This window comes from Demequina sp. NBRC 110051 (genome assembly GCF_002090055.1).
Classification (GTDB): Bacteria; Actinomycetota; Actinomycetes; order Actinomycetales; family Demequinaceae; genus Demequina.
In genome coordinates this window covers 144,711-169,048 of sequence record NZ_BBRH01000007.1, presented here as the reverse complement: position 1 = coordinate 169,048, position 24,338 = coordinate 144,711, and the positions used below count along the sequence as shown (strand labels likewise).

At 67.4% G+C, this 24,338-nt stretch carries 21 protein-coding genes; 11 read left to right on the top strand and 10 right to left on the bottom strand.

Annotation, left to right across the window (positions count from 1 at the left end; translation table 11 throughout):
- The first annotated feature begins 52 nt into the window (after positions 1–52).
- Positions 53–1,363: a PLP-dependent aminotransferase family protein gene (locus tag B7K20_RS02340; protein ID WP_084099919.1), complete on the top strand. Its 1,311-nt coding sequence runs from the start codon at positions 53–55 to the stop codon at positions 1,361–1,363.
- 28 nt (positions 1,364–1,391) lie between these two features.
- Positions 1,392–2,327: a D-alanine--D-alanine ligase gene (locus tag B7K20_RS02335; protein ID WP_084099918.1), complete on the top strand. Its 936-nt coding sequence runs from the start codon at positions 1,392–1,394 to the stop codon at positions 2,325–2,327.
- Positions 2,328–2,342: 15 nt separating this feature from the next.
- Here B7K20_RS02335 and B7K20_RS02330 read toward each other — a convergent pair whose 3' ends face one another.
- The 8 genes from B7K20_RS02330 to rpmH form a co-directional block, all read right to left on the bottom strand.
- Positions 2,343–3,377 carry a ParB/RepB/Spo0J family partition protein gene (locus B7K20_RS02330; protein ID WP_084099916.1) on the bottom strand — a complete coding sequence of 345 codons (1,035 nt, stop codon included), beginning with the start codon at positions 3,375–3,377 and terminating at the stop codon, positions 2,343–2,345.
- Positions 3,374–4,372: a ParA family protein gene (locus B7K20_RS02325; protein ID WP_304441298.1), complete on the bottom strand. Its 999-nt coding sequence runs from the start codon at positions 4,370–4,372 to the stop codon at positions 3,374–3,376. The genes B7K20_RS02330 and B7K20_RS02325 overlap by 4 nt, the downstream gene beginning before the upstream one ends.
- A gap of 474 nt (positions 4,373–4,846) precedes the next feature.
- Positions 4,847–5,521 (bottom strand): 16S rRNA (guanine(527)-N(7))-methyltransferase RsmG, encoded by a 675-nt coding sequence (gene rsmG / locus B7K20_RS02320; RefSeq protein WP_084099914.1) that lies wholly within the window; start codon positions 5,519–5,521, stop codon positions 4,847–4,849.
- Positions 5,522–5,557: 36 nt separating this feature from the next.
- Positions 5,558–6,046, bottom strand: coding sequence for a R3H domain-containing nucleic acid-binding protein (locus B7K20_RS02315; RefSeq protein ID WP_084099913.1), 489 nt, complete (start codon positions 6,044–6,046; stop codon positions 5,558–5,560).
- A complete protein-coding gene (gene yidC, locus B7K20_RS02310; RefSeq protein ID WP_084099912.1) occupies positions 6,039–7,094 on the bottom strand; it encodes a membrane protein insertase YidC in 1,056 nt (351 codons plus the stop codon). The genes B7K20_RS02315 and yidC overlap by 8 nt, the downstream gene beginning before the upstream one ends.
- An 11-nt stretch (positions 7,095–7,105) precedes the next feature.
- A complete protein-coding gene (yidD, locus tag B7K20_RS02305; protein WP_084099911.1) occupies positions 7,106–7,426 on the bottom strand; it encodes a membrane protein insertion efficiency factor YidD in 321 nt (106 codons plus the stop codon).
- Positions 7,423–7,770 carry a ribonuclease P protein component gene (gene rnpA, locus B7K20_RS02300; protein WP_084099910.1) on the bottom strand — a complete coding sequence of 116 codons (348 nt, stop codon included), beginning with the start codon at positions 7,768–7,770 and terminating at the stop codon, positions 7,423–7,425. The genes yidD and rnpA overlap by 4 nt, the downstream gene beginning before the upstream one ends.
- 3 nt (positions 7,771–7,773) lie before the next feature.
- Positions 7,774–7,911, bottom strand: a complete 138-nt coding sequence (gene rpmH / locus B7K20_RS02295; RefSeq protein WP_084079500.1) for a 50S ribosomal protein L34 — start codon at positions 7,909–7,911, stop codon at positions 7,774–7,776.
- Between the two features lie 235 nt (positions 7,912–8,146).
- On the opposite strand from rpmH, the gene dnaA reads away from it, so the two are divergent.
- The 6 genes from dnaA to gyrA all read left to right on the top strand — a co-directional run bounded on the left by dnaA (position 8,147) and on the right by gyrA (position 17,738).
- A complete protein-coding gene (gene dnaA / locus B7K20_RS02290) occupies positions 8,147–9,556 on the top strand; it encodes a chromosomal replication initiator protein DnaA (protein WP_084099908.1) in 1,410 nt (469 codons plus the stop codon).
- A gap of 530 nt (positions 9,557–10,086) precedes the next feature.
- On the top strand, positions 10,087–11,214 hold the full coding sequence (dnaN, locus tag B7K20_RS02285) for a DNA polymerase III subunit beta (RefSeq protein WP_084099906.1): 1,128 nt from the start codon (positions 10,087–10,089) through the stop codon (positions 11,212–11,214).
- A gap of 6 nt (positions 11,215–11,220) precedes the next feature.
- Entirely contained in the window at positions 11,221–12,360 is a 1,140-nt protein-coding gene (gene recF, locus B7K20_RS02280; protein ID WP_084099904.1) for a DNA replication/repair protein RecF, read from the top strand.
- Positions 12,353–12,943, top strand: a complete 591-nt coding sequence (locus B7K20_RS02275; protein WP_144018488.1) for a DUF721 domain-containing protein — start codon at positions 12,353–12,355, stop codon at positions 12,941–12,943. Before recF ends, B7K20_RS02275 begins: the two co-directional genes overlap by 8 nt.
- Positions 12,944–13,081: 138 nt before the next feature.
- On the top strand, positions 13,082–15,094 hold the full coding sequence (gyrB, locus tag B7K20_RS02270; protein ID WP_084099900.1) for a DNA topoisomerase (ATP-hydrolyzing) subunit B: 2,013 nt from the start codon (positions 13,082–13,084) through the stop codon (positions 15,092–15,094).
- 46 nt (positions 15,095–15,140) lie between these two features.
- On the top strand, positions 15,141–17,738 hold the full coding sequence (gene gyrA / locus B7K20_RS02265) for a DNA gyrase subunit A (RefSeq protein WP_084100060.1): 2,598 nt from the start codon (positions 15,141–15,143) through the stop codon (positions 17,736–17,738).
- A gap of 237 nt (positions 17,739–17,975) precedes the next feature.
- Here the strand turns inward: gyrA and B7K20_RS02260 are convergent, their stop codons facing one another.
- Entirely contained in the window at positions 17,976–19,349 is a 1,374-nt protein-coding gene (locus tag B7K20_RS02260) for an MFS transporter (RefSeq protein ID WP_084099898.1), read from the bottom strand.
- Positions 19,350–19,423: 74 nt separating this feature from the next.
- Here B7K20_RS02260 and B7K20_RS02255 point away from each other — a divergent pair, with 74 nt between their 5' ends.
- Together B7K20_RS02255 and B7K20_RS02250 are read left to right on the top strand one after the other, a co-directional pair.
- The gene (locus B7K20_RS02255; protein ID WP_084099896.1) at positions 19,424–20,392 is read left to right on the top strand and encodes an alpha/beta hydrolase; all 969 of its coding nucleotides are present in this window, start codon (positions 19,424–19,426) and stop codon (positions 20,390–20,392) included.
- Positions 20,389–21,153, top strand: a complete 765-nt coding sequence (locus tag B7K20_RS02250; protein WP_084099894.1) for a glycerophosphodiester phosphodiesterase — start codon at positions 20,389–20,391, stop codon at positions 21,151–21,153. Before B7K20_RS02255 ends, B7K20_RS02250 begins: the two co-directional genes overlap by 4 nt.
- A gap of 40 nt (positions 21,154–21,193) precedes the next feature.
- On the opposite strand, the gene B7K20_RS02245 is transcribed toward B7K20_RS02250, so the two are convergent.
- Positions 21,194–23,689 (bottom strand): FAD-dependent oxidoreductase, encoded by a 2,496-nt coding sequence (locus B7K20_RS02245; protein ID WP_084099892.1) that lies wholly within the window; start codon positions 23,687–23,689, stop codon positions 21,194–21,196.
- A 171-nt stretch (positions 23,690–23,860) separates the two neighbouring features.
- Here B7K20_RS02245 and B7K20_RS02240 point away from each other — a divergent pair, with 171 nt between their 5' ends.
- A complete protein-coding gene (locus tag B7K20_RS02240) occupies positions 23,861–24,319 on the top strand; it encodes a Fur family transcriptional regulator (RefSeq protein WP_084100058.1) in 459 nt (152 codons plus the stop codon).
- Positions 24,320–24,338 lie beyond the last annotated feature (19 nt).

The following is a 24,338-nucleotide window of genomic DNA, read 5'->3' as shown; positions in this document are numbered from 1 at the left end:
GGGCCAGTCGGCCCCGGCTTTTCGCATTCTGGTCTCCGTCCGGCATGGAAAGATGACCCCCATGAGCACCTCGGACAGCCACGGCACGCGACTCGACCCTTGGTTCGATTCCTACGCCGCCCGCGCACACCGCATGCGCGCGTCCGAAATCCGAGCTCTCTTCTCCGTCGCGAGCCGGCCCGAGGTGGTCTCGCTCGCCGGCGGCATGCCCTACATCGGCGGCCTCCCTCTCGAGGAGCTGGGCGCGATGGCGCAGCGGCTCATCGTCGAGCAGGGCGAGGTCGCGCTCCAGTACGGCTCGGGCCAGGGAGACGAGGGCCTGCGCGAGCAAATCACCCAGGTGATGGCCCTCGAGGGCATCTCGGCGCATCCGGACGATGTGGTGGTCACCACCGGGTCTCAGCAAGCCCTTGATCTGGTGTCGACCGTGTTCCTCGACCCCGGTGACGTGGTGGTCGCCGAGGCTCCGTCGTACGTGGGAGCCCTGGGGGTCTTCCGGGCGCACGAGGCGGACGTGGTGCACGTGCCCATGGACGCGGACGGCCTGATCCCCGTGGCCCTGGATCGCACCCTCGGTGAGTTGGCCGCGGCAGGCAAGCGCGTGAAGTTCCTCTACACGGTGCCCAACTTCCACAACCCGGGTGGCGTGACCCTCACCATGGAGCGTCGCCCGCAGGTGGTCGAGATCTGCCAGCGCCACGGTGTGCTCATCCTCGAGGACAACCCCTACGGGTTGCTGGGCTTCGACTCAGAGCCGCTTCCCGCCATGCGCTCCATGAGCGAGGAGGGCGTCATCTACCTGGGGTCTTTCTCGAAGACGTTCGCGCCGGGCTACCGCGTGGGCTGGGCGGTCGCGCCGCACGCCGTGCGCGAGAAGCTGGTCCTCGCCTCCGAGGCCGCGATCCTGTCGCCCTCAAATGCGTCGCAGCTCGCCATCAGGGCCTACCTCGAGCACTTCGACTGGCAGGGCCAGATCAAGAAGTTCCGCGAGCAGTACCGCGAGCGTCGCGACGCGATGATCTCCGCGCTCGAGGAGCACATCCCCGAGGCCTCGTGGAACGTCCCCGACGGTGGGTTCTACGTCTGGGTGAAACTCCCCGAAGGCCTCGACGCCAAGTCGATGCTGCCGCGCGCCGTGACTGCCCGCGTGGCCTACGTCGCCGGCACCGCCTTCTACGCCGACGGCCAGGGCCGAGGCTACATGCGCCTGTCCTATTGCTACCCCACCCCCGATCGCATCCGCGAGGGAGTGCGGCGCCTCGCGACCGTCATCGATGCGGAGATGGAGACGGTGCGGATCTTCGGCACCGGCGCGGAGCCCGTGGGCGACTCCGTCGACTTCCCCTCGCCCGACCTCGCCTAAGTTTTGACCGCTACGAAGGAGTGTTGACATGGACGTGATGGTGCTGGCCGGTGGACTGTCGCACGAGCGCGACGTCTCAATGAGGTCAGGGCGGCGCGTCCAGGAGGAGCTACGTGACGCGGGCGTCAAGGTTTCTTTGCACGACGTCGACTCTTCCTTGATTCCCTCTTTGCGGGATCGTGAGGATGTGGTCGTCTGGCCTATGCTCCACGGTGCCTCCGGCGAGGACGGCTCGCTCCAGGGGCTGCTCGAGTTGTTGGGCGTCCCGTACGTGGGCACCCGAGCGCGCGAGGCCCGCGTGGCGTGGGTGAAGTCGGTCGCCAAGGCCATCTTTGTGCGCGACGGGATCGCGACTCCCGAGTACGTGACGCTGCCCCAGTCGCTGTTCCGCGAGGTGGGCGCCGAGCACGTTATCGACGCGATTGTCGATCGCATGGGCCTGCCCGTCGTCGTCAAGCCCGCGCGAGGGGGCTCCGCGCTGGGAGTCTCGCTGGTGAGCGAGCGCGATCAGCTCAGCCGCGCGCTGGTGCACTGCTTCGCCTATGGAGACACGGCGCTCATCGAGACGGCCGTGACCGGCATCGAGGTGGCCGTCTCGATTCTCGGCACCGGCGACGCCGCCGAGGCGTTGCCTGCCGTCGAGATTCAAGCCGAGGGCGCCTACGACTACGACGCCCGCTACAACCCCGGACGCGTCGAGTACTTCGTGCCGGCGCGGCTCTCCCCCGAGGATGCGGCGACCGTCGCCGAGACGGCCCTCGCCGTGCACCGGAACCTAGGGCTCAGGGACCTCTCGCGCGTGGACATCATCCTTGACGAGGCCGGTGTGGCACAGGTGATCGACGTCAACGTCACACCGGGCCTCACGGAGACCTCGCTGCTGCCGCAGTCCGTCGAGGCCTCCGGCCGCTCGCTTACCGAGGTGTATCGGAGCATCGCACAGGCGGCCTTCGACCGCCGCTAGGCGATTTACCAGGGATTACGCTGGGTTCGTCTCCCCTTCGGCGCCGCTGGCGTCCGTGCCCGCGGCCGCGAGAACACCAGGATCCTCGGGCGACAGCTCGTGAATGATGCGGTTGAGGTCGTCGACAGTGGCGAACTCGATGGTGATGCGGCCCTTGGACTTCCCCAAGGCCACCTTCACGCGCGTGTCGAAGCGGTCGCCCAGGCGCGATGCGAGATCGTCGAGTGCCTCGGTGCGGCCGCCCGAGCGGACGGTGCCGCGCTTGGCACGAGGCTTGTCGACTCCCAGCGTCACGGCCTCCTCGGTCGCACGCACCGAGAGACCCTCGGCGACGATGCGCTGGGCAAGTGCCTCCATCGCGGCCGGGTCCTCGAGCGAGAGCAGCGCCCGCGCGTGGCCCGCGGACAGGACGCCGGCCGCAACGCGGCGCTGGACCACGGGGGGCAACTTGAGCAGACGCAGGGTGTTCGAGATCTGAGGGCGCGAGCGGGAGATCTTACTTGCCAGCTGCTCGTGGGTGATGCCGAAGTCCTCGAGGAGCTGCTGGTACGCCGCGGCCTCCTCCAGGGGGTTGAGCTGTGAACGGTGCAGGTTCTCGACCAGCGCGTCGCGCAGCATGTCCACGTCATCCGTGTCGCGGACGATGGCGGGGATCGCGTCGATCCCGGCTTCCTTGGAGGCCCGTAGACGGCGTTCACCCATGATGAGCTCATAGCCGCCGTCGGGCTTCCTGCGCACCACGATGGGCTGCAGGACGCCGATCTCCTTGATCGATCCCACCAGCTCGGCCAGCGCGTCCTCATCGAAGACCGCGCGTGGCTGGCGCGGGTTCGGGGTCACCTCGCGCGGGTCGATATGCGCGAAGGTGGCTCCTGGCACGGGAAGCAAGCCGTCGTCGGTCGGCTCGGGGGTCGGTGCCTCCGGAGCGGCGGCGCTCGAGGCGAAGAATACGTCGTGCGGACGCTCCTTGGCGGGCGCAGCGCCCGGCGCGGGCTGCTCGGGGATTAAGGCTCCGAGGCCTCGTCCGAGGCCCCTCCTGGTGCCGCTCATGCCTGTCCCCTTTCGTTGTCGCGCTGCCGGCCTCGCTCGGCAATCTCCTTGGCCACGCTCATGTACGCCACTGCGCCGCTCGAGTGCGGGTCATGGGTGATCACCGTGCGTGCGAAGCTGGGCGCCTCGGAGACGCGTACCGAACGTGGCACCGTCTGCTCGAGGGTCTGTCGTGGGAAGTGGGTACGCACCTCGTGTGCCACCTCTCGGGCAAGATTGGTGCGCCCGTCGAACATGGTCAACACGATGGTCGACAGATGGAGCCCCTTGTTGAGGTGCTTGCGCACCATCTCCACGGTGTTGATCAGTTGGGTGAGACCCTCGAGCGCGTAGTACTCGCACTGAATAGGGATCAGCACCTCTTGAGCCACCACCATCGCGTTCAACGTGAGAAGACCGAGACTGGGCGGGCAGTCGATAAAGATGTAGTCGAGATTCTTGCCGTGTCCCTCAAGCAGTTCGGCGACCGCGCGCTGGAGGCGGTACTCCCGGCTGACGACCGAGACGAGCTCAATATCGGCTCCGGCGAGGTCGATCGTGGCGGGCACGCACCACAGGGTGTCGATATCGGGACACCGCTGGGCAACCTTGTGGATCGGGACATCGTCAAGCAGGACGTCGTAGATGCTGGGCGTGCCCGCGTAGTGGTCGACACCGAGTGCCGTCGAGGCATTGCCCTGCGGGTCGGTGTCAATCACGAGGACGTTGGCGCCCTTCTGGGCCAGTGCAGCGGCGACGTTAACAGACGTGGTGGTCTTCCCCACCCCGCCCTTCTGGTTGGAGACCACGAACACGCGCGTCTGGGACGGGCGGGGGAAGTCGGCGTCGTGCAGGGCCTGGCGTTGACGTTCGGTGGCAATCATCTCGCGAGCGAGCGGACTGTCATCGCCTTCGTCGAAGGCGCTAAACGCGTCCCCTGTTTCACGTGAAACCTCGGTCGCGTCGGCCGTCGCCGCCGCCTCCGGCTGCGTTGCCGCGTTCACCTCGTGGCTCACACACTCTCCTTCTGAGCTCGTGGGGTTTCACGTGAAACAACACCCGCGCGGGGTGTCGATAGGGTCACGACTCTACCCCTATTTGACTGAGACACATCGCAGAGTGTGACGAGGTTGGCGCGCGCCACCGAGCTTCGCGAGGTCGGTCCGAGCTGCCCGCGATGGACACCGATCGGCTGTGGATAACGGTGTGAGGAACCGCAATTTCCCGCACAAATCACGTGTGGACAAAGGTGGGGAAAATGGACGCGCGTGCCGTAGGCGTTCGTGCCTCGCGGCGACCCAGCAAGCCCGCGGTGACCCTGCCGAGGCCAACTGTGTTTCACGTGAAACCTTCACCGCACTTCGCAACACGCTCGGTCTCCCGGCCCAGCGGCGCTGCGGTGTTTCACGTGAAGCGACCGCCGGACCATGGCCATACACCTTGACCGCGGCGAAAGCGTCGCGTCGCTGTTTCACGTGAAACAGCGTCAGTTAGGCCGTCCGGCTGAGGGTCACCACCGTGGTGGGGTCCACGCCGTCGATTGTGGCGGCCTCGTGCACCTGCCCCGTGAGCTTTGCCTTGCGCAGGACGTACTTGGCGCGTTCAAGCTCGTCCGGCGCAGTGCGTCCCTTCAGTAGCGCCATCGACCCGGTGTCGCTCAGTAGCGGTGCACACCATTTCACCAACTTGTCGATCGAAGCGACCGCACGCGCGGTCACCACATCAGCCTCGACGCTCTCACGGACCTCTTCGGCACGGCCACGCACCACGATCGCGTTGTCGATCCCGCATCGCTCGGCGGCCTCGAAGAGCCAGGACGTACGCCGCTCCATCGGCTCCACCAGCACCACCTGACGCTCAGGCAGCATGGCCGCAATGACCAATCCGGGCAGGCCCGCACCAGAACCTACGTCAACGATGGTGCCCTCCCCCAGGAACGGGACCACCGCGGCGGAATTCAGAATATGGCGTTCCCAGACGCGCGTGAGTTCGCGCGGCCCGATGAGGCCGCGGAGGACTCCCTGGTCGGCAAGCAGTTCCGCAAAGGCCTGAACGCGAGGAAAGGAATCTCCCAGATACTCCGCTACGCGAGCGTCACCGTTCAGCGGATCGTTCGCAAGGGTACGCAGTTCGGCGGGCACCTCCGTGCCATCTGCTTCATTCATGCCGTCGCCGTCCCCATGTTTCACGTGAAACAGGCGTCAGGACGCCGGCAGCACCACGACGTAGCGCTGGGGGTCTTCGCCCTCGGACTCCGAGGCCAGGCCGGCCTCGAGGACCACGTCGTGCACCACCTTGCGCTCGAAGGCATTCATCGCGGGCAGGCTCTCGCGCTGGCCACTCTCACGCACGCGCGCAATCGCCTCGCGGGCCTGCTCCGCCAGACGCTCACGGCGTCCCGCACGGAAGTCGGCGATGTCGAGCATGAGTCGCGAGAGGTCACCCGTCTCGGACTGCACGGCGAGCCGAGCGAGGTCCTGGAGCGCGTCGAGCACCTCACCCTCGGGGCCCACCAGGCGCTTGAGGTCCTGGCTGGGGCCGTCGGCGACGATGGCCACCTTCGCACGCCCGGCCTCGACGGAGATGTCGATGTCGCCATCCATGTCGAGGATGTCGAGCAGTTCCTCGAGGAAATCGGCGGCGATGTCCCCCTCGGACTCGAGGCGGCTCGTCTTGCTGTCGTCAGTCATCGGAGTCCTTCTTGTCGGAACCGGCACCGTCGGTGTCGGCGGAATCGTCGTCTGTCGGGGAGCCCTGGCTCTGACCCGGCATCTGCTTCTTGCGCTGCGCGCGCGAGCCGCCCTTCTTGGGCTGCTGACGCTGGCGGTTCACCGGCGGCGCGTCGATCGTCTTGGTCGTGGTGTCCTCGGACGTGCCCTCGATCACGATGCCCTTCTTGCGGGCCTTCGCCTCCTTGCGAGCCTTGAGCTGCCGCTCAGCCTGGGAGCCGGGAGTCGGGTTGTTCCGGATCACGTAGAACTGCTGGCCCATCGTCCACAGGTTGGTGGTGGTCCAGTAGATCAGCACACCCACGGGGAAGTTGGGGCCGGTGATAACGAAGATGAAGGGCAGCGCGTACATGAGGATCTTCTGCTGCTGCGCCATGGGGCCCTCGAGGGCCGAGGCCGGCATGTTCTTCTGGGTCAACTGACGCTGCGTGGTGAACGTCGTCGCGACCATCATCACGATGAGGACAGCGGACACGATCTTCGTTGAGACGTCGGTGGAACCGATGAAGGTGTCGGACAGCTGGGCACCGAAGATGGTCGCGTCGTGCGCCTGAGCGGCGAGCTCCGTCGTCAGCATGCCGATGGGACGAGCCTCATCCACACCTTCGATGCGGTAGTTGAGCACGCGGAACAGCGCAAAGAAGATGGGCGCCTGGATCAGCATCGGCAAGCACGACGAGAACGGGTTCGTCTTGTGCTTGGAGTACAACTCCATCGTCTCGCGGCTCATGGCCTCGCGAGATGCCTGGTCCTTCTTGTTCTTGTATTTGTTCTGAATCGCGCGCAGTTCGGGTGCGATCATCTGCATCGCACGGGACGCCTTGATCTGCTTCACGAACAGCGGGATCAGCATCACGCGGATCGTGACCACGAGGCCCACGATCGACAGCGACCAGGCCCAGCCGCCTGCAGAGTCCATACCGACGGTCGTGAACAGCCAGTGCCACAGCACCATGATGTTGGCCACGGCCCATTCGAGCGGCCAGAGGATCGTATCGAGGAAGCCCAACTGTGCAGTCCTTAGTTTGCGGTCGCGGAGGCGGAAGCCTCCGGCCTGGTCATGGTCGTGCGTCTGAAGAGCGGCTCACCCTTGGCGGGTACGTCGTCCACTCCTCCGTTGCTCCAGGGATTGCAGCGCAACACCCGCCACACGGCGAGGGCCCCACCCCGCACGGCGCCGTGACGCCGCACCGCAGTCAACCCGTAGTGGGAACAACTCGGATAGTACTTGCAGGTGGGTCCCGTCAGCGGGGAGATCACCAGCTGGTAAAGCCGGATGAGTCCGGCGAGCGCGAGCGCGGGCACACGCATGACGGACCGCGCCACCGCACGGGCGCTCATGCGAGCGCCGCCTTGCGTTGGGCGGTCGTCAATGCTTCGTTCACGTCGCGACGCAACTTGACATAATCAACGTCTGCCGAGCGTGGCAGGGCCCGGACCACGACGGCAGAGCCATCGGGCAGTGCGGGCAACGCCTCCGCCATGATCGCGCGCAGGCGCCGCTTGACACGGTTGCGCATCACAGCACCTCCGACCGCTCTGGATACGGCGAAACCGGCGATGCTGTCCGCATAGCCGGTTTGCTTGAGGTAGACGATGACGGTGGCGCGGCCGCTCTTGACACCCCGACGCATGACGGACTGAAAGTCCGCCGACGCCGACATGCGCGAGCGGGCCGGCAACACCTCTTACGCCGACAGCTTGCCGCGGCCCTTACGGCGACGCGACGCGAGAATCGAGCGTCCGGCGCGGGTGCGCATGCGCAGGCGGAAGCCGTGCGTCTTGGCGCGCTTGCGGTTGTTCGGCTGGTAGGTCCGCTTGCTCACGGGTCACTCCATGACGGTTGTTGTGGTGATGGTCAAATCAGCGCACTAACGTTACGCGCCCGCGTGAGGCAGGTCAAATCACGGTTCCCACATTGGTGGCGAGCCGTGAACAAGATAGGCTCCACCACACGCTCCCGCACGCCGGGGAGCGACACGCCGTGCCGGGGGTAACGGTTGCGTGACAGCCTCTCAACCCCTGTGAACAACACTGTGGACAACGCTGCAAGGAGGGCCGATGGCCGCGGATCAGGACGCCGGCAAAGCGGAGTCCATCGACTCCCTGTGGACCCGCACCTGGCAGCACCTGGCCGATGACGATGCGCTGTCCGCGCAGAACCGGTCGTTTCTGAGGCTCATCAAGCCTCTCGCCGTCGTCGAGGACAACGTCTTCCTCGCCGTCGCCCAGGACTTCACCAAGAACTATGTCGAGGGGACGCTGCGCGAGCCCATCACTCGTGCGCTGTCCGATCTGCTGGGCCGCGAGGTCCGCATCGCGGTGACAGTCGACTCGTCGGTCGAGCCGCCGCCCCCGCCCGTCGAAGACGACGAGCCGGTCGCCCACCCAGCCGCGGCATCGGCCGTCCGTGAGCAACCCGCGGCTCCCTCGTTCGAGGACCCGCACCTCAACCCCCGCTACACGTTCGACACGTTCGTCATCGGATCGTCCAACCGCTTCGCCCACGCCGCGGCGCTCGCCGTGGCCGAAAGCCCGGGCAAGACGTACAACCCGCTGTTCATCTATGGCGACTCGGGGCTGGGTAAGACGCACCTGCTGCACGCGATCGGTCACTACACGCGCCACCTCAAGCCGCAGACCCGCGTGCGCTACGTGAACTCGGAGGAGTTCACCAACGACTTCATCAACTCGATCCGCGACGACCGCTCGCTGACGTTCAAGCGCACGTACCGCGAGGTCGACGTCCTCCTCATCGACGACATCCAGTTCCTGCAGGGCAAGGAACAGACGCTCGAGGAGTTCTTCCACACGTTCAATGCGCTGCACAACGCCGGCAAGCACGTGGTCATCACGTCGGATGTGAGCCCGCGCAACCTGTCGGGCATCGAGGAGCGGATGCGCACCCGCTTCGAATGGGGCCTCATGACGGACGTGCAGCCGCCGGACCTCGAAACCCGCATCGCGATCCTTCGCAAGAAGGCCGCGGTGGACGACGTCGCGGCGCCGGGCGACGTGCTGGAGTACATCGGTTCCAACATCACGAGCAATATTCGCGAGCTCGAGGGCGCCCTCATCCGCGTCACGGCGTTTGCGGCGCTCAACAAGCAGCCCGTCGACCTGTCGCTCGCCCAGGTGGTGCTGAAGGACCTCATCTCCGACGACGACTCGGAGATCACCGCGTCCTCGATCATCGGGACTACGGCGGATTACTTCGGCATCTCCATGGACGAACTCACGGGCACCTCGCGCTCGCGCGTGTATGTGACGGCGCGTCAGATCGCCATGTACCTGTGCCGGCAGCTCACCGACCTGTCCCTGCCCAAGATCGGCGAGAGCTTTGGCGGCAAGGACCACACCACGGTCATGTACGCGGTCAAGAAGGTCGAGGACCAGATCGCGCAGCGTCGCCAGATGTACAACCAGGTCAACGAGATCCACGCCCGCATCAAGCAGCAGGCTCGCGGCTAGTCCTGTCCTTTTCATGGCCGTCCCGGCGGCCGATGCTGTGGCGCGCCCTCGTATACGGCTCGCCTCGGCCATGGGTTCCGCGACCCTCGATCCCACCCGTCGAGGCCGCGCCATGCCCGTCTCGGCCCGTTATCGGGCCTTTCATTGCCACGTCAAGGGCCCTGCGACCCGAATTTCACACATGTGGATAAATCTGTGGAATCCCGTGGACAGCCCGTTCACGTCCATGTGCAGGCGATGTGGAGGGAATAACAACTTCTGTGATTCTGGGACGGCCGTCCACGGATGACAAGAACTCGTTCATCGATCCGTCCACGGATCGTTCACAACCGGATCACGCCAGATGCCAGGGATTTTTGTGGTTCTCCCCAGATTCCACGGACCCTATGACTACGACTCACTTTTTGTTCTTCCACTTTGCACAACCCGGCCTTCATTGGCCGAGCACCACGATGCACGCCGGCGCGCGAGATGTCACTTGTCACGTCACCGCTGTGGCGTAGTCTGTGCGCCAGACTGAAGGAGATCCCATGAAGTTCACCGTCGACCGTGACGTGTTGGCCGACGCCGTCGCCTGGACCTCGCGCGCCGTGCCGGCCCGTCCGCCCGTTCCCGTGCTTGCGGGTGTGCGCATCGACGCCGATGCCGCGGGCACCGTCCGCTTGGCGAGCTTCGACTACGAGGTCTCCGCACGTGGCGAGTTCGCCGCCGACGTCGAGCAGTCCGGCGAGGTGCTGGTCTCGGGCCGGCTGCTGCGTGAGATCGCGAACGCCCTGCCGCACAAGCCTGTCGACTTCACGCTCGAGGGCTCGAAGGTCTCGGTCACCTGTGGCGCGTCGCGCTTCACGCTCGCGACCATGCCGGTCGACCAGTACCCCGCGCTGCCCGAGCTCCCCGAGCACTCGGGCACCATCGACGGCTCTCAGTTGCAGCAGGCCGTGAGCCAGGTGTCCTCCGCCGCCTCGCGCGACGAGACCCTGCCGATCCTCACCGGCGTGCGCATGGAGATCGAGGGATCGCACATCTCGCTGCTCGCGACCGACCGCTACCGTCTCGCTCTGCGAGAGCTCAGCTGGAAGCCGTCGAAGTCGGACATCTCATCGGTCGCGCTCGTGCGCGCCAAGACCTTGACCGACACTGCCAAGGCGCTCGGCGCCGGCGACGTCACCGTCGCGCTCAGCTCCGGCCAGGGCGTGGACCTCATCGGCTTCGAGGCCGGCGGCCTGGTCACCACTTCGCTGCTGATGGACGGCGACTACCCGCAGGTGCGCCGCTTGTTCCCCGACGACACCCCCATCAAGGCCGTGGTCAAGACCACCGAGCTGATCGAGGCGACGCGCCGCGTGTCCCTCGTCGCCGAGCGCAACTCGGCCGTCCGCCTCGCCTTCGCCGAGGGTGAGGTCACGCTCGACGCTGGCCAGACCGACGACGCTCAGGCGTCGGAGGCGCTTGAGTGCTCGCTTGACGGCGACGCCATCACCGTCGCGTTCAACCCCCAGTACCTGCTGGATGGTCTGGGCGCGCTCGGCACTGAGTACGTGCAGTTGGGCTTCACGCAGGAGACCAAGCCCGTCGAGTTCGTCGGACTTGCCGAGCCCGGTGGCGACCTCGCCTCCGAGTTCCGCTACCTCCTGGTGCCCATCCGCATCCAGTCCTGACCCGCGATGCGTGTCACGCATCTGAGCCTCACCGATTTCCGCTCGTACGAGTCGGCGGAGATCGAGTTCGGCCCGCGGGTCACGACGCTGGTGGGCCGCAACGGCCAGGGCAAGACGAACGTGGTCGAGGCGGTGCGCTACCTCTCGACCCTATCGTCACACAGGGTCGCGGCCGATGCCCCGCTCATCCGAGCGGGCGCCGAGCGTGCCGTCGTGAGGGCTCGGGTGGAAAAGGCCGGGCGCTCGCTCGCGCTCGAGATCTCCCTGAACCCGGGCAAGGCCAACACCGCGCGCATCGGCCGCGCGGCCGCGAAGCCGCGCGACCTGCTGGGCACGCTGCGCACGGTGGTGTTCGCTCCCGAGGATCTGGCGCTCGTCAAGGGGGATCCCGCCGGTCGCCGTCAGTTCATGGACGAGCTGATCGTGGCCTTGCAGCCGCGCCTCGCGGGAGACCTCTCGGACTATGACCGCGTGCTGCGCCAACGCTCGAGCATGCTTAAGACCGCGAAGAACGCCCGCGGCGACCTCACCATGCTCGACATCTGGGACGAGAAACTCGCCGAGGTGGGTGGACGGATCGTGGCCGCGCGTCGTGCCGCAATCGCGGCGCTCTCGCCTTATGTCAAGTCAGCCTACGCGGCCGTGGCACCCGATGGCGGAGATTGCCGGGTGTCGTATGCGACCTCGCTCGATAGTCCTGAGGCTTTGGCGGCCGATGCCACGGCGGCCACCATCGCCGCTCGTCTTCTCGAGCGCTTGGGTGAACTCCGCCCGAAGGAGATCGAGCGCGGGGTCACGCTCGCGGGTCCCCACCGCGACGATCTGGACATCGCGCTGGGAGATCTTCCGGCCAAGGGTTACGCGAGTCACGGCGAGAGCTGGTCATGCGCGCTCGCTCTGCGGCTGGGTTCGTATGACTTGCTCACCGCCGACGACGGCCCGGATGCCGGGGATGACGGCGAGCCCGTGCTGATCCTCGACGACGTGTTCGCCGAGCTCGACTCGGGCCGCCGCGCCGCGCTCGCCGAGCGTTTGTCCGAGGCCTCCCAGGTCCTCATCACCGCGGCCGTCGCCGAGGACGTGCCCGACGGTCTTCGTGGTGAGGTGCTCACCGTCACGAAGGGTGAGGTGACGGTCGGTGGCTGACGAGAGAGACGCATCGGCCGTACCCGAGCCGCCAGAACCGCGAGGCGAGGCGGCTGGGGAGCCAGCCGGCGCATCGGCCCCCCGTGCAAGCGGAGCCGAGCTGGCCCGCGAGGCGATGGAACGCGCGCGAGCCTCGGCGCGACAACGCGGTGCGTACCGGACGTCCCCGACCGCGGCAAAGCGAGCCAAGGAACAGAAGCGGCGCGACTCACAGCCCTTCTCCCCCGGCCGCGACCCGCAGCCGATGTCCGAGGCGGTCGAGGCGCTGCTCAGGCGCATGGGCTGGACCGAACAGATCGAGGTCTCCGGCGTGATGGCGCGCTGGCGCGAGATCGTGGGCGACCAGATCGCGGACCACTGCGAGCCGATGACCTTCGACGAGGGGGTCCTCACGGTGAAGGCCTCTTCGACGGCGTGGGCGACGCAGTTGGGCATTATGTCAGGTCAGATTCGCCATCGCATCAACGAGGAGTTTGGGCGCGACATCGTGCGCGAACTCAAGGTGCTGGGTCCCACGGCGCGATCGTGGACGCGCGGCCAGCGACGTGTGCCCGGGCGGGGGCCGCGCGACACCTACGGGTAGGGCTTTCTTGGAGTAGCCGTCGCATTGTCCACAAACGGCCACGTACGCGCGTTGATTGGCCCTAGAGCGGGCTAGAATGACACGGAGTACATCGCGTGCTGTCTCAGCCCGCGTCAGTCCCGTGAAAGGCGAAAATCTGTGGCCGAGAACGACGCGTCGCCCGCTCAGCCTGCCTACGGCGCCGAGAACATCACCGTTCTGGAGGGCCTCGAGGCCGTCCGTAAGCGACCGGGTATGTACATCGGCTCCACCGGTGAGCGCGGTTTGCACCACCTTGTCTACGAGGTGGTCGACAACTCCGTCGACGAGGCCCTCGCGGGCTATTGCGACACTATCACCGTGACGCTCCTGGCAGATGGAGGAGTCCGGGTCACGGACAACGGCCGTGGCATCCCCGTCGACATGCACCCCACGGAGGGAAAGCCCACGGTCGAGGTCGTCATGACGATCCTGCACGCGGGTGGAAAGTTCGGTGGCGGCGGCTACGCGGTTTCGGGTGGTCTGCACGGCGTGGGTATCTCCGTCGTGAACGCGCTGAGCTACAAGGTCGAAACCGAGGTGCGTCGCCAGGGTTCGGTGTGGCGCCAGGCGTTCGCCGACGGCGGCAAGCCGCAGGGCACCCTGATCAAGGGCGAGGACACCGACGCGACCGGAACGCAGCAGACGTTCTGGGCCGACCCGGAGATCTTCGAGACCACCGAGTACGACTTCGAGACGCTGCGCGCCCGCTTCCAGCAGATGGCGTTCCTCAACAAGGGACTGTCCATCCAGCTGACGGACGAGCGCCCCGAGCACGTCACCGCATCGGACGACGTCGAGGCCGAGGGCGACGACGACGCCCCCACCTCGCGCACCGTCGTGTACAAGTACGACGGCGGACTCATCGACTACGTCACTCACCTGAACGAACTCAAGAAGTCCGAGCTGGTGCATGCCGACGTCATCGACATCGAGGCCGAGGACACCGAGAAGTCGATCTCGCTCGAGATGGCCATGCAGTGGACCACCGCGTACTCGGAGTCGGTGTTCACCTACGCGAACACCATCGCCACCACCGAGGGTGGAACGCACGAGGAGGGCTTCCGCGCCGCGCTGACCACGCTGGTCAACCGCTATGCGCGCGAGAAGGGTCTGCTCAAGGACAAGGACGACAACCTCACCGGTGACGACGTCCGCGAGGGCCTCACCTGCGTCATCTCGGTCAAGCTCGGCGAGCCGCAGTTCGAGGGCCAGACCAAGACCAAGCTGGGCAACACCGAGGCCAAGACCTTCGTGCAGAAGATGGTCGGCGAGCGGATGGGTGACTGGTTCGACGCTCACCCGAACGAGGCCAAGGAGATCATCCGCAAGGCGCTGCAGGCCTCGCAGGCGCGACTGGCCGCCCGCAAGGCGCGCGAGGCGACCCGCCGCAAGGGCCTACTCGAGTCTGGTGGCATGCCCGGCAAGCTGCGTGACTGCTCATCCAAGGACCCGAGCATCTCGGAGATCTTCCTCGTGGAGGGTGACTCCGCCGGTGGCTCCGCCGTGCGCGGGCGCAACCCCGCGACCCAGGCGATCCTGCCGCTGCGCGGAAAGGTGCTGAACGTCGAGCGTGCCCGCCTTGACCGTGCGCTCGGCAACGCCGAGATCCAGGCGCTGTTCACCGCGTTCGGATCGGGCATCGGCGACGAGTTCGACCTGGACAAGGCCCGCTATCACAAGATCGTGCTGATGGCCGATGCCGATGTGGACGGCCAGCACATCCGCACCCTGCTGCTGACGGTCCTGTTCCGGTACATGCGTCCGCTCATCGAGGCCGGCTACGTGTACCTGGCCCAGCCGCCGCTGTACAAGATCAAGTGGTCCAACGCCGACCACGACTACGTCTTCACCGACCGTGAGCGCGACGCCGTCCTGAAGGATGGCCTTGCGCACGGCAAGAAGATTCCCAAGGAGAGCGGCATCCAGCGCTACAAGGGTCTCGGTGAGATGGACTACTCGGAGCTGTGGGAGACCACCATGGATCCCGAGACCCGCACCCTTCTTCAGGTGACCATGGAGGACGCGGCGCTGGCCGACGAGACCTTCTCGATCCTGATGGGCGACGACGTCGAGTCGCGCCGTAACTTCATCCAGCGCAACGCGAAGGACGTGAGGTTCCTTGACATCTGAGGTCCACAACCACGGCCGGATCGACAAGGTCGATCTCAATGTCGAGATGCAGCAGTCGTACCTCGACTACGCCATGTCGGTCATCGTCGGGCGTGCCCTGCCCGACGTGAGGGACGGCCTCAAGCCTGTCCACCGTCGCGTGGTCTACGCGATGTACGACGGCGGCTACCGTCCCGACCGCTCGTTCTCGAAGTGCACCCGCATCATCGGCGAGGTGATGGGTAACTATCACCCGCACGGTGACTCCGCGGTTTACGACACCCTCGTGCGCATGGTGCAGGACTGGTCGCTGCGCTACCCGCTGGCAGCGGGACAGGGAAACTTCGGCTCGCCGGGTAATGACCCCGCCGCCGCGCACCGCTACACCGAGGCTCGCATGGCGCCCATCGCCATGGAGATGGTCCGCGATATCGACAAGGAAACGGTCGACTTCCAGGACAATTACGACGGTAAGACGCAGGAGCCCAGGGTGCTCCCCGCGCGCTTCCCGAACCTCCTCGTCAACGGCTCCGCCGGTATCGCGGTCGGCATGGCCACCAATATCCCGCCGCACAACCTGCGCGAGGTGGCCGAGGGAGTCCAGTGGTCGCTCGATCACCCGCAGGCCTCTCGTGAGGAGCTGCTCGAGGCGCTGATTCAGCGCATCCAGGGCCCCGACTTCCCCACCGGCGCGCTCATTCTTGGCAAGCGTGGCATCGACGAGGCGTACCGGACGGGACGCGGCTCCATCACTATGCGCGCCGTGGTCAACGTCGAGGAGCTCCAGGGACGCCAATGCCTGGTCGTCACGGCGCTGCCGTACCAGGTCAACCCCGACAACCTTGCGCTGAAGATCGCGGAACTTGTCAAAGACGGCAAGCTCGCCGGCATCGCGGATATTCGCGACGAGACCTCGGGCCGCACCGGCCAGCGCCTGGTCATTGTGCTCAAGCGCGACGCCGTCGCCAAGGTAGTTCTCAACAACCTGTACAAGCACACGCAGCTGCAGGAGACCTTTGGCGCCAACATGGTCGCGCTCGTGGACGGCGTGCCCCGCACGCTCCCCCTCGACTCGTTCGTGCGTCACTGGATCACCCACCAGATCGAGGTCATTCAGCGGCGCACCGCGTACCGCTTGCGTGAGGCCGAGCGTGAGGCTCACATCCTGCGCGGCTACGTGAAGGCCCTCGACCAGCTCGACGAGGTCATCGCGCTGATCCGTCGCTCGCCGTCGGCCGACGAGGCCCGCAGCGGCCTCATGGAGCTGCTGGACGTCGACGAGGTCCAGGCCAACGCGATCCTCAACCTGCAACTGCGCCGCCTCGCGGCTCTCGAGCGCCAGAAGATCGAAGAGGACTACGCCAAGCTGATGGCGGAGATCGAAGACCTCAAGGCAATCCTCGCGTCCGAGGAGCGTCAGCGCACCATCGTGTCCGAGGAACTTGCGGAGATCGTGCGCAAGTACGGCGACGAGCGCCGCACCGAGATCTCCCCCTTCGACGGCTCGGTGGACATCGAGGACCTCATCGCCGAGGAGGAGGTCGTCGTCACGATCACCCGCGGCGGCTACGCCAAGCGCACCCGCTCGGACCAGTACCGGGCGCAGAAGCGTGGCGGCAAGGGTGTCCGCGGCGCGACCCTGCGCAGCGACGACATGGTCGAGCACTTCTTCGTGACGACCACGCACCGCTGGCTGCTGTTCTTCACCAACTTTGGCCGCGTGTATCGCGCCAAGGGCTATGAGCTGCCCGAGGGGGGCCGCGACTCGAAGGGTCAGCACGTCGCGAACCTGCTGGCCTTCCAGCCGGGCGAGGAGATCGCCCAGGTGCTCGACATCGCGTCCTACGAGGACAAGCCCTACCTGGTGCTCGCCACCAAGCGCGGCCTGGTCAAGAAGACGGACCTCACGGCGTACGACTCGAACCGTTCCGGTGGCCTCATCGCGATCAACTTGCGCGACGTGGAGGGCGAGGACGGCGAGCTACGTCCCGACGAGCTCGTGTCCGCACGCCTGGCCGGTCCCGAGGACGACCTCATGCTGGTCTCGCGCAAGGGTCAGTCGGTGCGTTTCCACGCGACCGACGAGGAGATCCGCGCGACCGGCCGAGCGACGTCGGGCGTCAAGGGCATGAGCTTCCGCGACGACGACGAGCTGCTCGCGCTCGACGTGATCGGGGCCGATGTTCCCGAGGGCACGGCCGATGACGGCACTGTCACGGACGCCGAGGGCGACGAGGTCGAGGTCTCGGATGGCCCGTACTCGTTCGTGGTGACCGAGCTGGGCTACGCCAAGCGCACCGCGGCGTCTGCGTGGGATGCCAAGCACCGCGGCGGCCTGGGTGTGAAGGTGGGCAAGCTCACCGACGAACGCGGCGACCTGGTGGGCGCCCTCTTGGTCGACGAGACCGACGAGGTGCTGGTCATCATGGAGTCCGGCAAGGTGGTCCGCTCCAACGTGGTCGAGGTTCCTGCGAAGGGCCGCAACACGATGGGCGTCATCTTCGCCAAGCCCGGCAAGGGTGACAAGGTCATCGGCATCGCCCGCAACGTCGAGCGCAAGGTCGAGGAAGAGGTCGAGGCCGAAGCCGACGCCTCGTCTGCCGAGCCTCCCGCGGACGCCGTTGCTGAGGCCCCTGCGCCGTCTGCGGAGTCGGCCGACTCCTAAACGACTGCCGAGTGTGGCCCCGGTGCTGATGCACTGGGGCCACACTCATGTCCGGCGAGCGCCGTGCGTCGCATCGTGGCCCTATGGGACAGTGACCGTCGCTCTGCCGAGATCCGTGCGTCCTATGGGACGGTCAGCGCTCGGGCGAACGGTGGCCGTCCCATAGGAGACACAGAAATGCTGAGAACGACGGTGGCGTTCCATGAAGCGCAGGGGTTGCGTGGGGCGGGGTGCGCGCTATGCGCGGCCGGGCTGGGGGGTCTTCATGAGCAGCAGCAGTGCGAGCCCCAGCGCGACGACCGCGATCACGCCCAGCGTGCCCCAGATGGTCGCGCCGAAGATGGTGATCGACAGCGACCACATGGCCGGCGCCAGGAACGACGCGGCGCGGCCGGTGGTTGCATACAGGCCGAACATCTCGGCCTCGCGGCCCTCGGGCGACACGCGCGACAGGAGCGATCTCGATGCCGCCTGCGCAGGGCCCACCATGCCCGACAGCAGCAGGCCGCAGATCCAGAACACGATGGCGCCTACCGAGTGCAGGGCGACGACGACGAGCCCGGCACCCACGATGACGGCGAGTGACAGCACGATGACCCGGCGCGGACCCCAGCGATCGTCGTAGCGGCCAAAGATCATGGTGGAGACGCCTGCGACGAGGTTGGCTGCGACGCCGAAGATGAGGACCTGTTGGTCGCTGAACCCGAAGGACTTCGCGGCGATGATCGCGCCGAACGTGAAGACGCCGGCCAGGCCGTCGCGGTAGACGGCGGCGGCGAGGAGGAACCACAGGGTCGAGCGCGCCTCGCGCCACAGCCGCTTGAGGTCGGCGATCAGCACGCCGTAGCCGCGCAGGAAGTTCACGGTGGGACGGCGGTGCACCTTCGTCTCGGGCACGTACACGAACAGCGGCCAGGCGAAGATGAGTACCCACACCGCGCACCCGACCGCGATGAGTCGGAACGCCATCCCGTTCGAGGTGTCCATACCGAACCACGAGAAGGTGTCGAGCAGCACCACGATCACCAAGGTCAGAATGCCGCCCATGTAGCCCAGGCCCCAGCCGAGGCCCGAGACGCGGCCCATCGTCGACGGCGTCGAGACCTGCGTCATCATCGCGTAGTAGTTGACGTTTGCGATCTCCGCAACGATCGACCCGACCGCGATGAGGCCGACGCCCAGCCAGAAGGCGTCAGGCGTCGCCTCGACAAAGTACAGACCGCCGATGCATGCCACGAGGAGCAGGGTCATCCACCCCAGCCACGACTTGCGTCGCCCGGTCGCGTCGGCGCGTTGTCCCAGCACGGGTGCCAGCAGCGCGACGAGGATGCCGGCCGCGGTGATGCCCCATCCGAGGTTGGCGTCGAGGGCCGCCGAGGCGGCCTTGTATTCGGCGGCGTCCTCGCCAAGCGCGACCACGTTGGGATCGATGAAGCTGTCCGAGGTGAGGTACAGCGCGGTGAAGACGAACGTGATGATGACCGAGTTGAACGGCTGCGTCGCCCAGTCCCACAGGGCCCACGCCCACACCTGGCGCCGCGGCACGCGGTCCGCGTTCGGGAGGCCGGGGGCATCGGCCATCGGGGGCAGCACGTCGTCGTGGTCGCTCATGGGGTCAGTGTGCCCGTGCCAGGTGAATCGCGGGTGACGGCCACGCGGCGCGCGGCGCGGATAGGCTCGGACGCATGAGCACGTTGGAGTGGAAAACGGACATCCTGGACGGCTACGAGGCCGCCGACCTGGGCGCGCCGGCGCCCGGCCCCGGTCAGGAGGACGGACCCCTCACCCGCACGCTGATTCGTCGCGTGGCGACGCCGCGGCCCGCACGCGCCGTCGCCCTCATCGTGCACGGCTACAACGACTACTTCTTCGCGACCCACCTGGCCGATGCGTTGGCAGAGGTGGGCTGCGTCGTCTACGCCGTCGACATGCGCCGCGCCGGACGCTCGCTGCGGCCGGGCAACCAAGCCCACCACATCGGCCACATCGACGAATTGGGCGAGGACATCGCGGATGCCGCCGCCGCGGCGGTCGCCGACGCGAGCCAGCGTGTGGGTCGAGACCTCCCCCTCATCGTGCACGCCCACTCGACCGGCGCGCTGGCCGCGACCATCTGGGCCAACGACCGTCCCGATCCCACACTCGCGGGACTGATCCTCGACGGCCCCCTGTTCGGTCTGCCGCTCACGGCATGGCAGAGCGCCGCGATGAGGATCGTCCCCACGCTCGCGCGCTACCAGCCGCGCCGCGTGGTGGTGCCCGCCCCGTCGCCCTACACCACCGGTCTGCAGCAGCGTGGCTGGGTCTTCGACACCGACTGGAAGCGACCCCAAGGTGTGGGGGCCACCGCGGGGTGGCTCGCCGCCACCCTCGCCGCGCGCACCCGCGTGGCCAGGGGTCTGCACATCGGAGTCCCAGTGCTCGTGGCATCGGCCGATTCCACCGGACCCGACCGCCTCGACAACCCCCGCCACGGCAGTCAGGACACGGTCGTGGACGTGGGCGCGATCGACAGGGCGGCGGACGGGCTGGGCCCGGACGTCGAGCGCCTGGTCGTCGACGGAGCCATCCACGACCTGGCACTCAGCGCGGACGAGCCGCGCGCCCGCTACCTCGACGCGGTGAGGGCCTTCGTGGATAGAGTCGTGGAATGAGCCACCCGTACTTTGACAACGGCGGATACCCGGCCGCCCTCGCGCACCGTGGCTTCTCGCTCGAGGGCCTCGAGAACTCGATGAAGGCCTTCCAGGCGGCCGTCGACCTGGGCTATCGCTACCTCGAGACCGATGCGCACGGCACGGCGGATGGCGTCGCCGTCGCGCTGCACGACGAGACTCTCGACCGCACCACGGACGCGACGGGCAGGGTCGACGAGCGCCGCTGGTCGTCAGTCAAGGCGGCGAAGATCGGCGGGCTCGAGCCGGTGCCAACGCTCGAGGACGTGCTCGCGACCTGGCCCGACGTCAAGGTGAACATCGACGTCAAGGGCGAGTCCGGCATCGTGCCCGTGGCGAAGGCGATCGAGCGCACCAAGTCCCACGACCGCGTGTGCCTGGGTTCCTTCTCGGCGGAGCGACGCCGAGCGACGCTGAAGCTACTGAGTCGCCCGGTCGCGACACCGGCCGCGCAGCGTGAGGCGGTCGCGTGGTGGCTGGGCAGTTTTGTGGGCGCCGACACGAACAAGACCCTGGGCGACGTGGACGCGCTGCAGATCCCGTGGCGCCAGAAGAATGTGCCGATCATCTTTCCCGGCCACATCGCGAAGGCTCACGCCGCCGGCAAGCAGGTGTACATCTGGACGGTGAACCGGCGCGATCACATGAACCGCCTGCTCGACATGGGAGTCGACGGCATCGTGTCCGACCGCGCAGACCTGCTCAAGGAGGTCCTGCTCGCGCGCGGGCAGTGGGCCTAGCCGCAGGGCCAGGACCCAACGCCCGCGCCGATGAGTGGTGTCAGATGAACAGGCTCGTGCCGGACTCCTGAGCCTCGCCGAGGAACGTCGCGACGCCTCCGAGCTCGACCCCGTCGAGCAGGTCGGACTGTGCGATGCCCAGGAGGTCCATCGTCATCGTGCAGCCAATCAACCTGGCGCCACCGGCCTGCGCCGCCGCGATGAGCTCGGGCAGCGACTGCACGTCGTGGTCCTTCATGACCTTCTTGATCATGGCAGTGCCCGCGCCGCCCATGTGCATCTGCGACAGCTTCAGGTCGTCCGCGCCGCCGGGCATCATGACGCCGAACATCTTCTCCATCGCGGAGCGGTCGCGGGCCGGCGGGTCTTCGCGGCGTAGCGAGTTGAGGCCCCAGAAGGTGAAGAACATCGACACCTCTTGGCCCATGGCCAGGGCTCCGTTGGCGATGATGAATGCTGCGAGCACCTTGTCGAGGTCGCCCGAGAACACCACGATGGACGTCTTCGGGGCGGCCGGCACGGAGGAGCCGACCACCGGCGCCACCCCGCCCTTGCGGAACACGGCGACGTAGCCCGCGCCCTTCGGGTCCATGGAGACCACGGTGTGGCCGTTCTTCGACGCCCACGCGGGCCCGTCCAGGGCGAAACCGGGATCGGAGACAGTGACGCGGATCTCGTCGCCGGCATCGGCCGCCTTCATCGCGGTCGCGAGCCGCATGATGGGGCCGGGGCAGGCCAAGCCTGTGCAGTCCAGGTCGGCCTGCTTGCCGGTTGCTGCGGCAACGGCCGATGCGACGGTCACCTTCTCGGCGTAGTTCTCCATCGGGGGGAGGGGCTGGGGCTCGGCCTCGGCGCCGTGCACGTGCTTGAACGTGGTGGAGCCGCCGGACAGGGTGCGGACGTCCTCGAAGCCGGACTGGACGAGGATGCGGTGGGCCAGGTACGAGCGGAAGCCCACGGCGCAGTAGAGGCGCACGGGCTGCGCGCGATCCCAGCCGGCGATCGCGGAGCGGAAGGTGGCCAGCGGAACCGACTCGGCGCCGGGGATGTGCCACAGGTCGTACTCCTCGGGCGTGCGCACGTCGACGATGCGTGTGCCCGTGGTCTGCTGGGGGTACTCCTCGGAGTACCAGAGGGTGAGGTCGCCGCGCAGCACGTTGGACGCGACAAAGCCGGCCATGTTGATGGGGTCCTTCGCGGAGCCGAAGGGCGGAGCGTAGGCGAGCTCCTGCTCCTCGAGGTCGTAAACGGTGAGGCCGGCGCGAATGGCCATGGCGAACAGGTCCAGGCGCTTGTCGACGCCGTCGAAGCCGCAGGCCTGGGCGCCGAGTACGGCGCCGTCGGCGGGAGAGAACAGCACCTTGAGGTGCATGGTCGCGGTGCCGGGGTAGTAGCCGGCGTGGCCCGAGGGGTGCAGGTGGACCACCCGGTACGGGACCTCGGCGGCGTCGAGCTGACGTGCTGTGGCGCCGGTGCCGCCGGCGACCATGTCGAAGACCTTGACGATGCTGGTGCCCTGGGTCGAGCGGTACTCGGTGTCGCGGCCACAGATGTTCTCTGCGGCCACGCGGGCCTGACGGTTGGCCGGCCCGGCCAGGGGGTTGAGGTAGGTGCCGGGCAGGACGGGGTGGGCGGTCTCGACCGCGTCGCCCGCGGCCCAGATGTGCGGGTCGGAGGTCCGCATGTGGGTGTCCACGGCGATGCCGCCTCGGGGCCCGAGCTCCAGCCCGGCGGCGGTCGCCAGCGCGGTCGAGGGGCGCACGCCGGCGCTCAAGATGACCAGATCGGCGGCCACGACCGTGCCGTCGTCCAGTTCGACGCTCACGCGGTCGGCGCCGTCGCCGTCGGCGAGGGGGCGGAAGGCCGCGGCCGCGGTGGACAGGTGCAGGCCGATGCCTCGCGCGGTGAGGTGCTGCTGCACCGGCGCGGCGATCTCCTTGTCGACAGGCGGCAGGATTTGGTCGGCGAGCTCGACCACGTCGACCTTCACACCGCGGTGGTGGAGGTTCTCGGCCATCTCGAGTCCGATGTAGCCCGCGCCGACCACGACGGCGGTGACCGTGCCGCGGCGCCCGGCCTTCTGCGCGGCGAGCGCCTGGTCGAGCCGCGCCTTGATACGGTCCATGTCGCCGATGCGGCGCAGCACCTGGACGGCGGGGTGGTCGATGCCGGGCAGCGGCGGACGGACGGGCTCGGCGCCCATGCACAGTGCGAGGTTGTCGTAGGACTCGGTGGTCTCCTCGCCGGTGTCGACGTCGCGGATCGCGACGGTGCGCGCCTCGCGGTCGATCCCCACGACCTCCTTGCCCAGGCGCACGTCGAGCCCCAGCGACTCCTGGAGGCTCTCGGGGGTCTGAAGGATGAGGCGCGAGCGCTCGGAGATGACCTCGCCCACGTGGTACGGCAGTCCGCAGTTGGCGAAGGACACGTGGTGCCCGCGCTCGAGGACCACGATCTCGGCGTTCTCGTCCAGGCGACGTGCGCGTGCGGCGGTGGATGCTCCGGCGGCGACTCCGCCGACGACGACTAGTTTCATCAGATACCTCCCGGGGTATTTGTCCTGACTCCACGGTAGGGATCGACGAGGGTTGCCGCGTGGGTCCAAGGTCACGGCGGGCGGGCCGGGCCCGTTCGTTGTCCGCACATGTCGTTCACCCTTTCGCCATTTCTTTTGACGCCGTCAAAAGAAAGTGCCATAGTGGTGGCCATGCACACGTCGCACGCCGCCGACCCCATCGCGCTCCTGCGCGAGGCCGGCCTGCGCGTCACGGACAGCAGGGTCGCCGTCATCGCGGCCCTCGCTGATCTTCCTCACTCGGGCGTCGACGCCGTGATGGGCGCCGTGTCCCGCACCCTCCCCCAGACGTCGCGTCAGGCGATTCATAACGTGCTGACCGACCTCACCCACGCCGGCATCGCCCGGCGCATCGAGCCCGCGGGTCACCCCGGGCTGTACGAGCTTCGCGTGGGCGACAACCACCACCACATCGTGTGCCAACGGTGCGGTGCCGTCGCCGACGTCGACTGCGTCACCGGGCACGCGCCCTGCCTGACGCCGAGCACGACCAGCGGCTTTGACCTGACTGAGGCCGAAGTCACCTTTTGGGGCGTGTGCTCCGCCTGCAAGGCCGCTCAGGCCGAGCCGGCCGGAGCATCGGCCTCTTGAACCCACCCACGAAGGAGAA

What these genes read in the sequence shown, in the direction of transcription:
- B7K20_RS02240 (WP_084100058.1), top strand. Translation starts at nt 23,861, where the DNA reads ATGCACACGTCGCACGCCGCCGACCCCATCGCGCTCCTGCGCGAGGCC.
- B7K20_RS02315 (WP_084099913.1), bottom strand. Translation starts at nt 6,046, where the DNA reads ATGACTGACGACAGCAAGACGAGCCGCCTCGAGTCCGAGGGGGACATC.
- yidD (WP_084099911.1), bottom strand. Translation starts at nt 7,426, where the DNA reads ATGAGCGCCCGTGCGGTGGCGCGGTCCGTCATGCGTGTGCCCGCGCTC.
- B7K20_RS02260 (WP_084099898.1), bottom strand. Translation starts at nt 19,349, where the DNA reads ATGAGCGACCACGACGACGTGCTGCCCCCGATGGCCGATGCCCCCGGC.
- B7K20_RS02335 (WP_084099918.1), top strand. Translation starts at nt 1,392, where the DNA reads ATGGACGTGATGGTGCTGGCCGGTGGACTGTCGCACGAGCGCGACGTC.
- B7K20_RS02245 (WP_084099892.1), bottom strand. Translation starts at nt 23,689, where the DNA reads ATGAAACTAGTCGTCGTCGGCGGAGTCGCCGCCGGAGCATCCACCGCC.
- B7K20_RS02330 (WP_084099916.1), bottom strand. Translation starts at nt 3,377, where the DNA reads ATGAGCGGCACCAGGAGGGGCCTCGGACGAGGCCTCGGAGCCTTAATC.
- B7K20_RS02250 (WP_084099894.1), top strand. Translation starts at nt 20,389, where the DNA reads ATGAGCCACCCGTACTTTGACAACGGCGGATACCCGGCCGCCCTCGCG.
- rsmG (WP_084099914.1), bottom strand. Translation starts at nt 5,521, where the DNA reads ATGAATGAAGCAGATGGCACGGAGGTGCCCGCCGAACTGCGTACCCTT.
- B7K20_RS02255 (WP_084099896.1), top strand. Translation starts at nt 19,424, where the DNA reads ATGAGCACGTTGGAGTGGAAAACGGACATCCTGGACGGCTACGAGGCC.
- gyrA (WP_084100060.1), top strand. Translation starts at nt 15,141, where the DNA reads ATGCAGCAGTCGTACCTCGACTACGCCATGTCGGTCATCGTCGGGCGT.
- recF (WP_084099904.1), top strand. Translation starts at nt 11,221, where the DNA reads ATGCGTGTCACGCATCTGAGCCTCACCGATTTCCGCTCGTACGAGTCG.
- B7K20_RS02340 (WP_084099919.1), top strand. Translation starts at nt 53, where the DNA reads ATGACCCCCATGAGCACCTCGGACAGCCACGGCACGCGACTCGACCCT.
- dnaA (WP_084099908.1), top strand. Translation starts at nt 8,147, where the DNA reads ATGGCCGCGGATCAGGACGCCGGCAAAGCGGAGTCCATCGACTCCCTG.
- dnaN (WP_084099906.1), top strand. Translation starts at nt 10,087, where the DNA reads ATGAAGTTCACCGTCGACCGTGACGTGTTGGCCGACGCCGTCGCCTGG.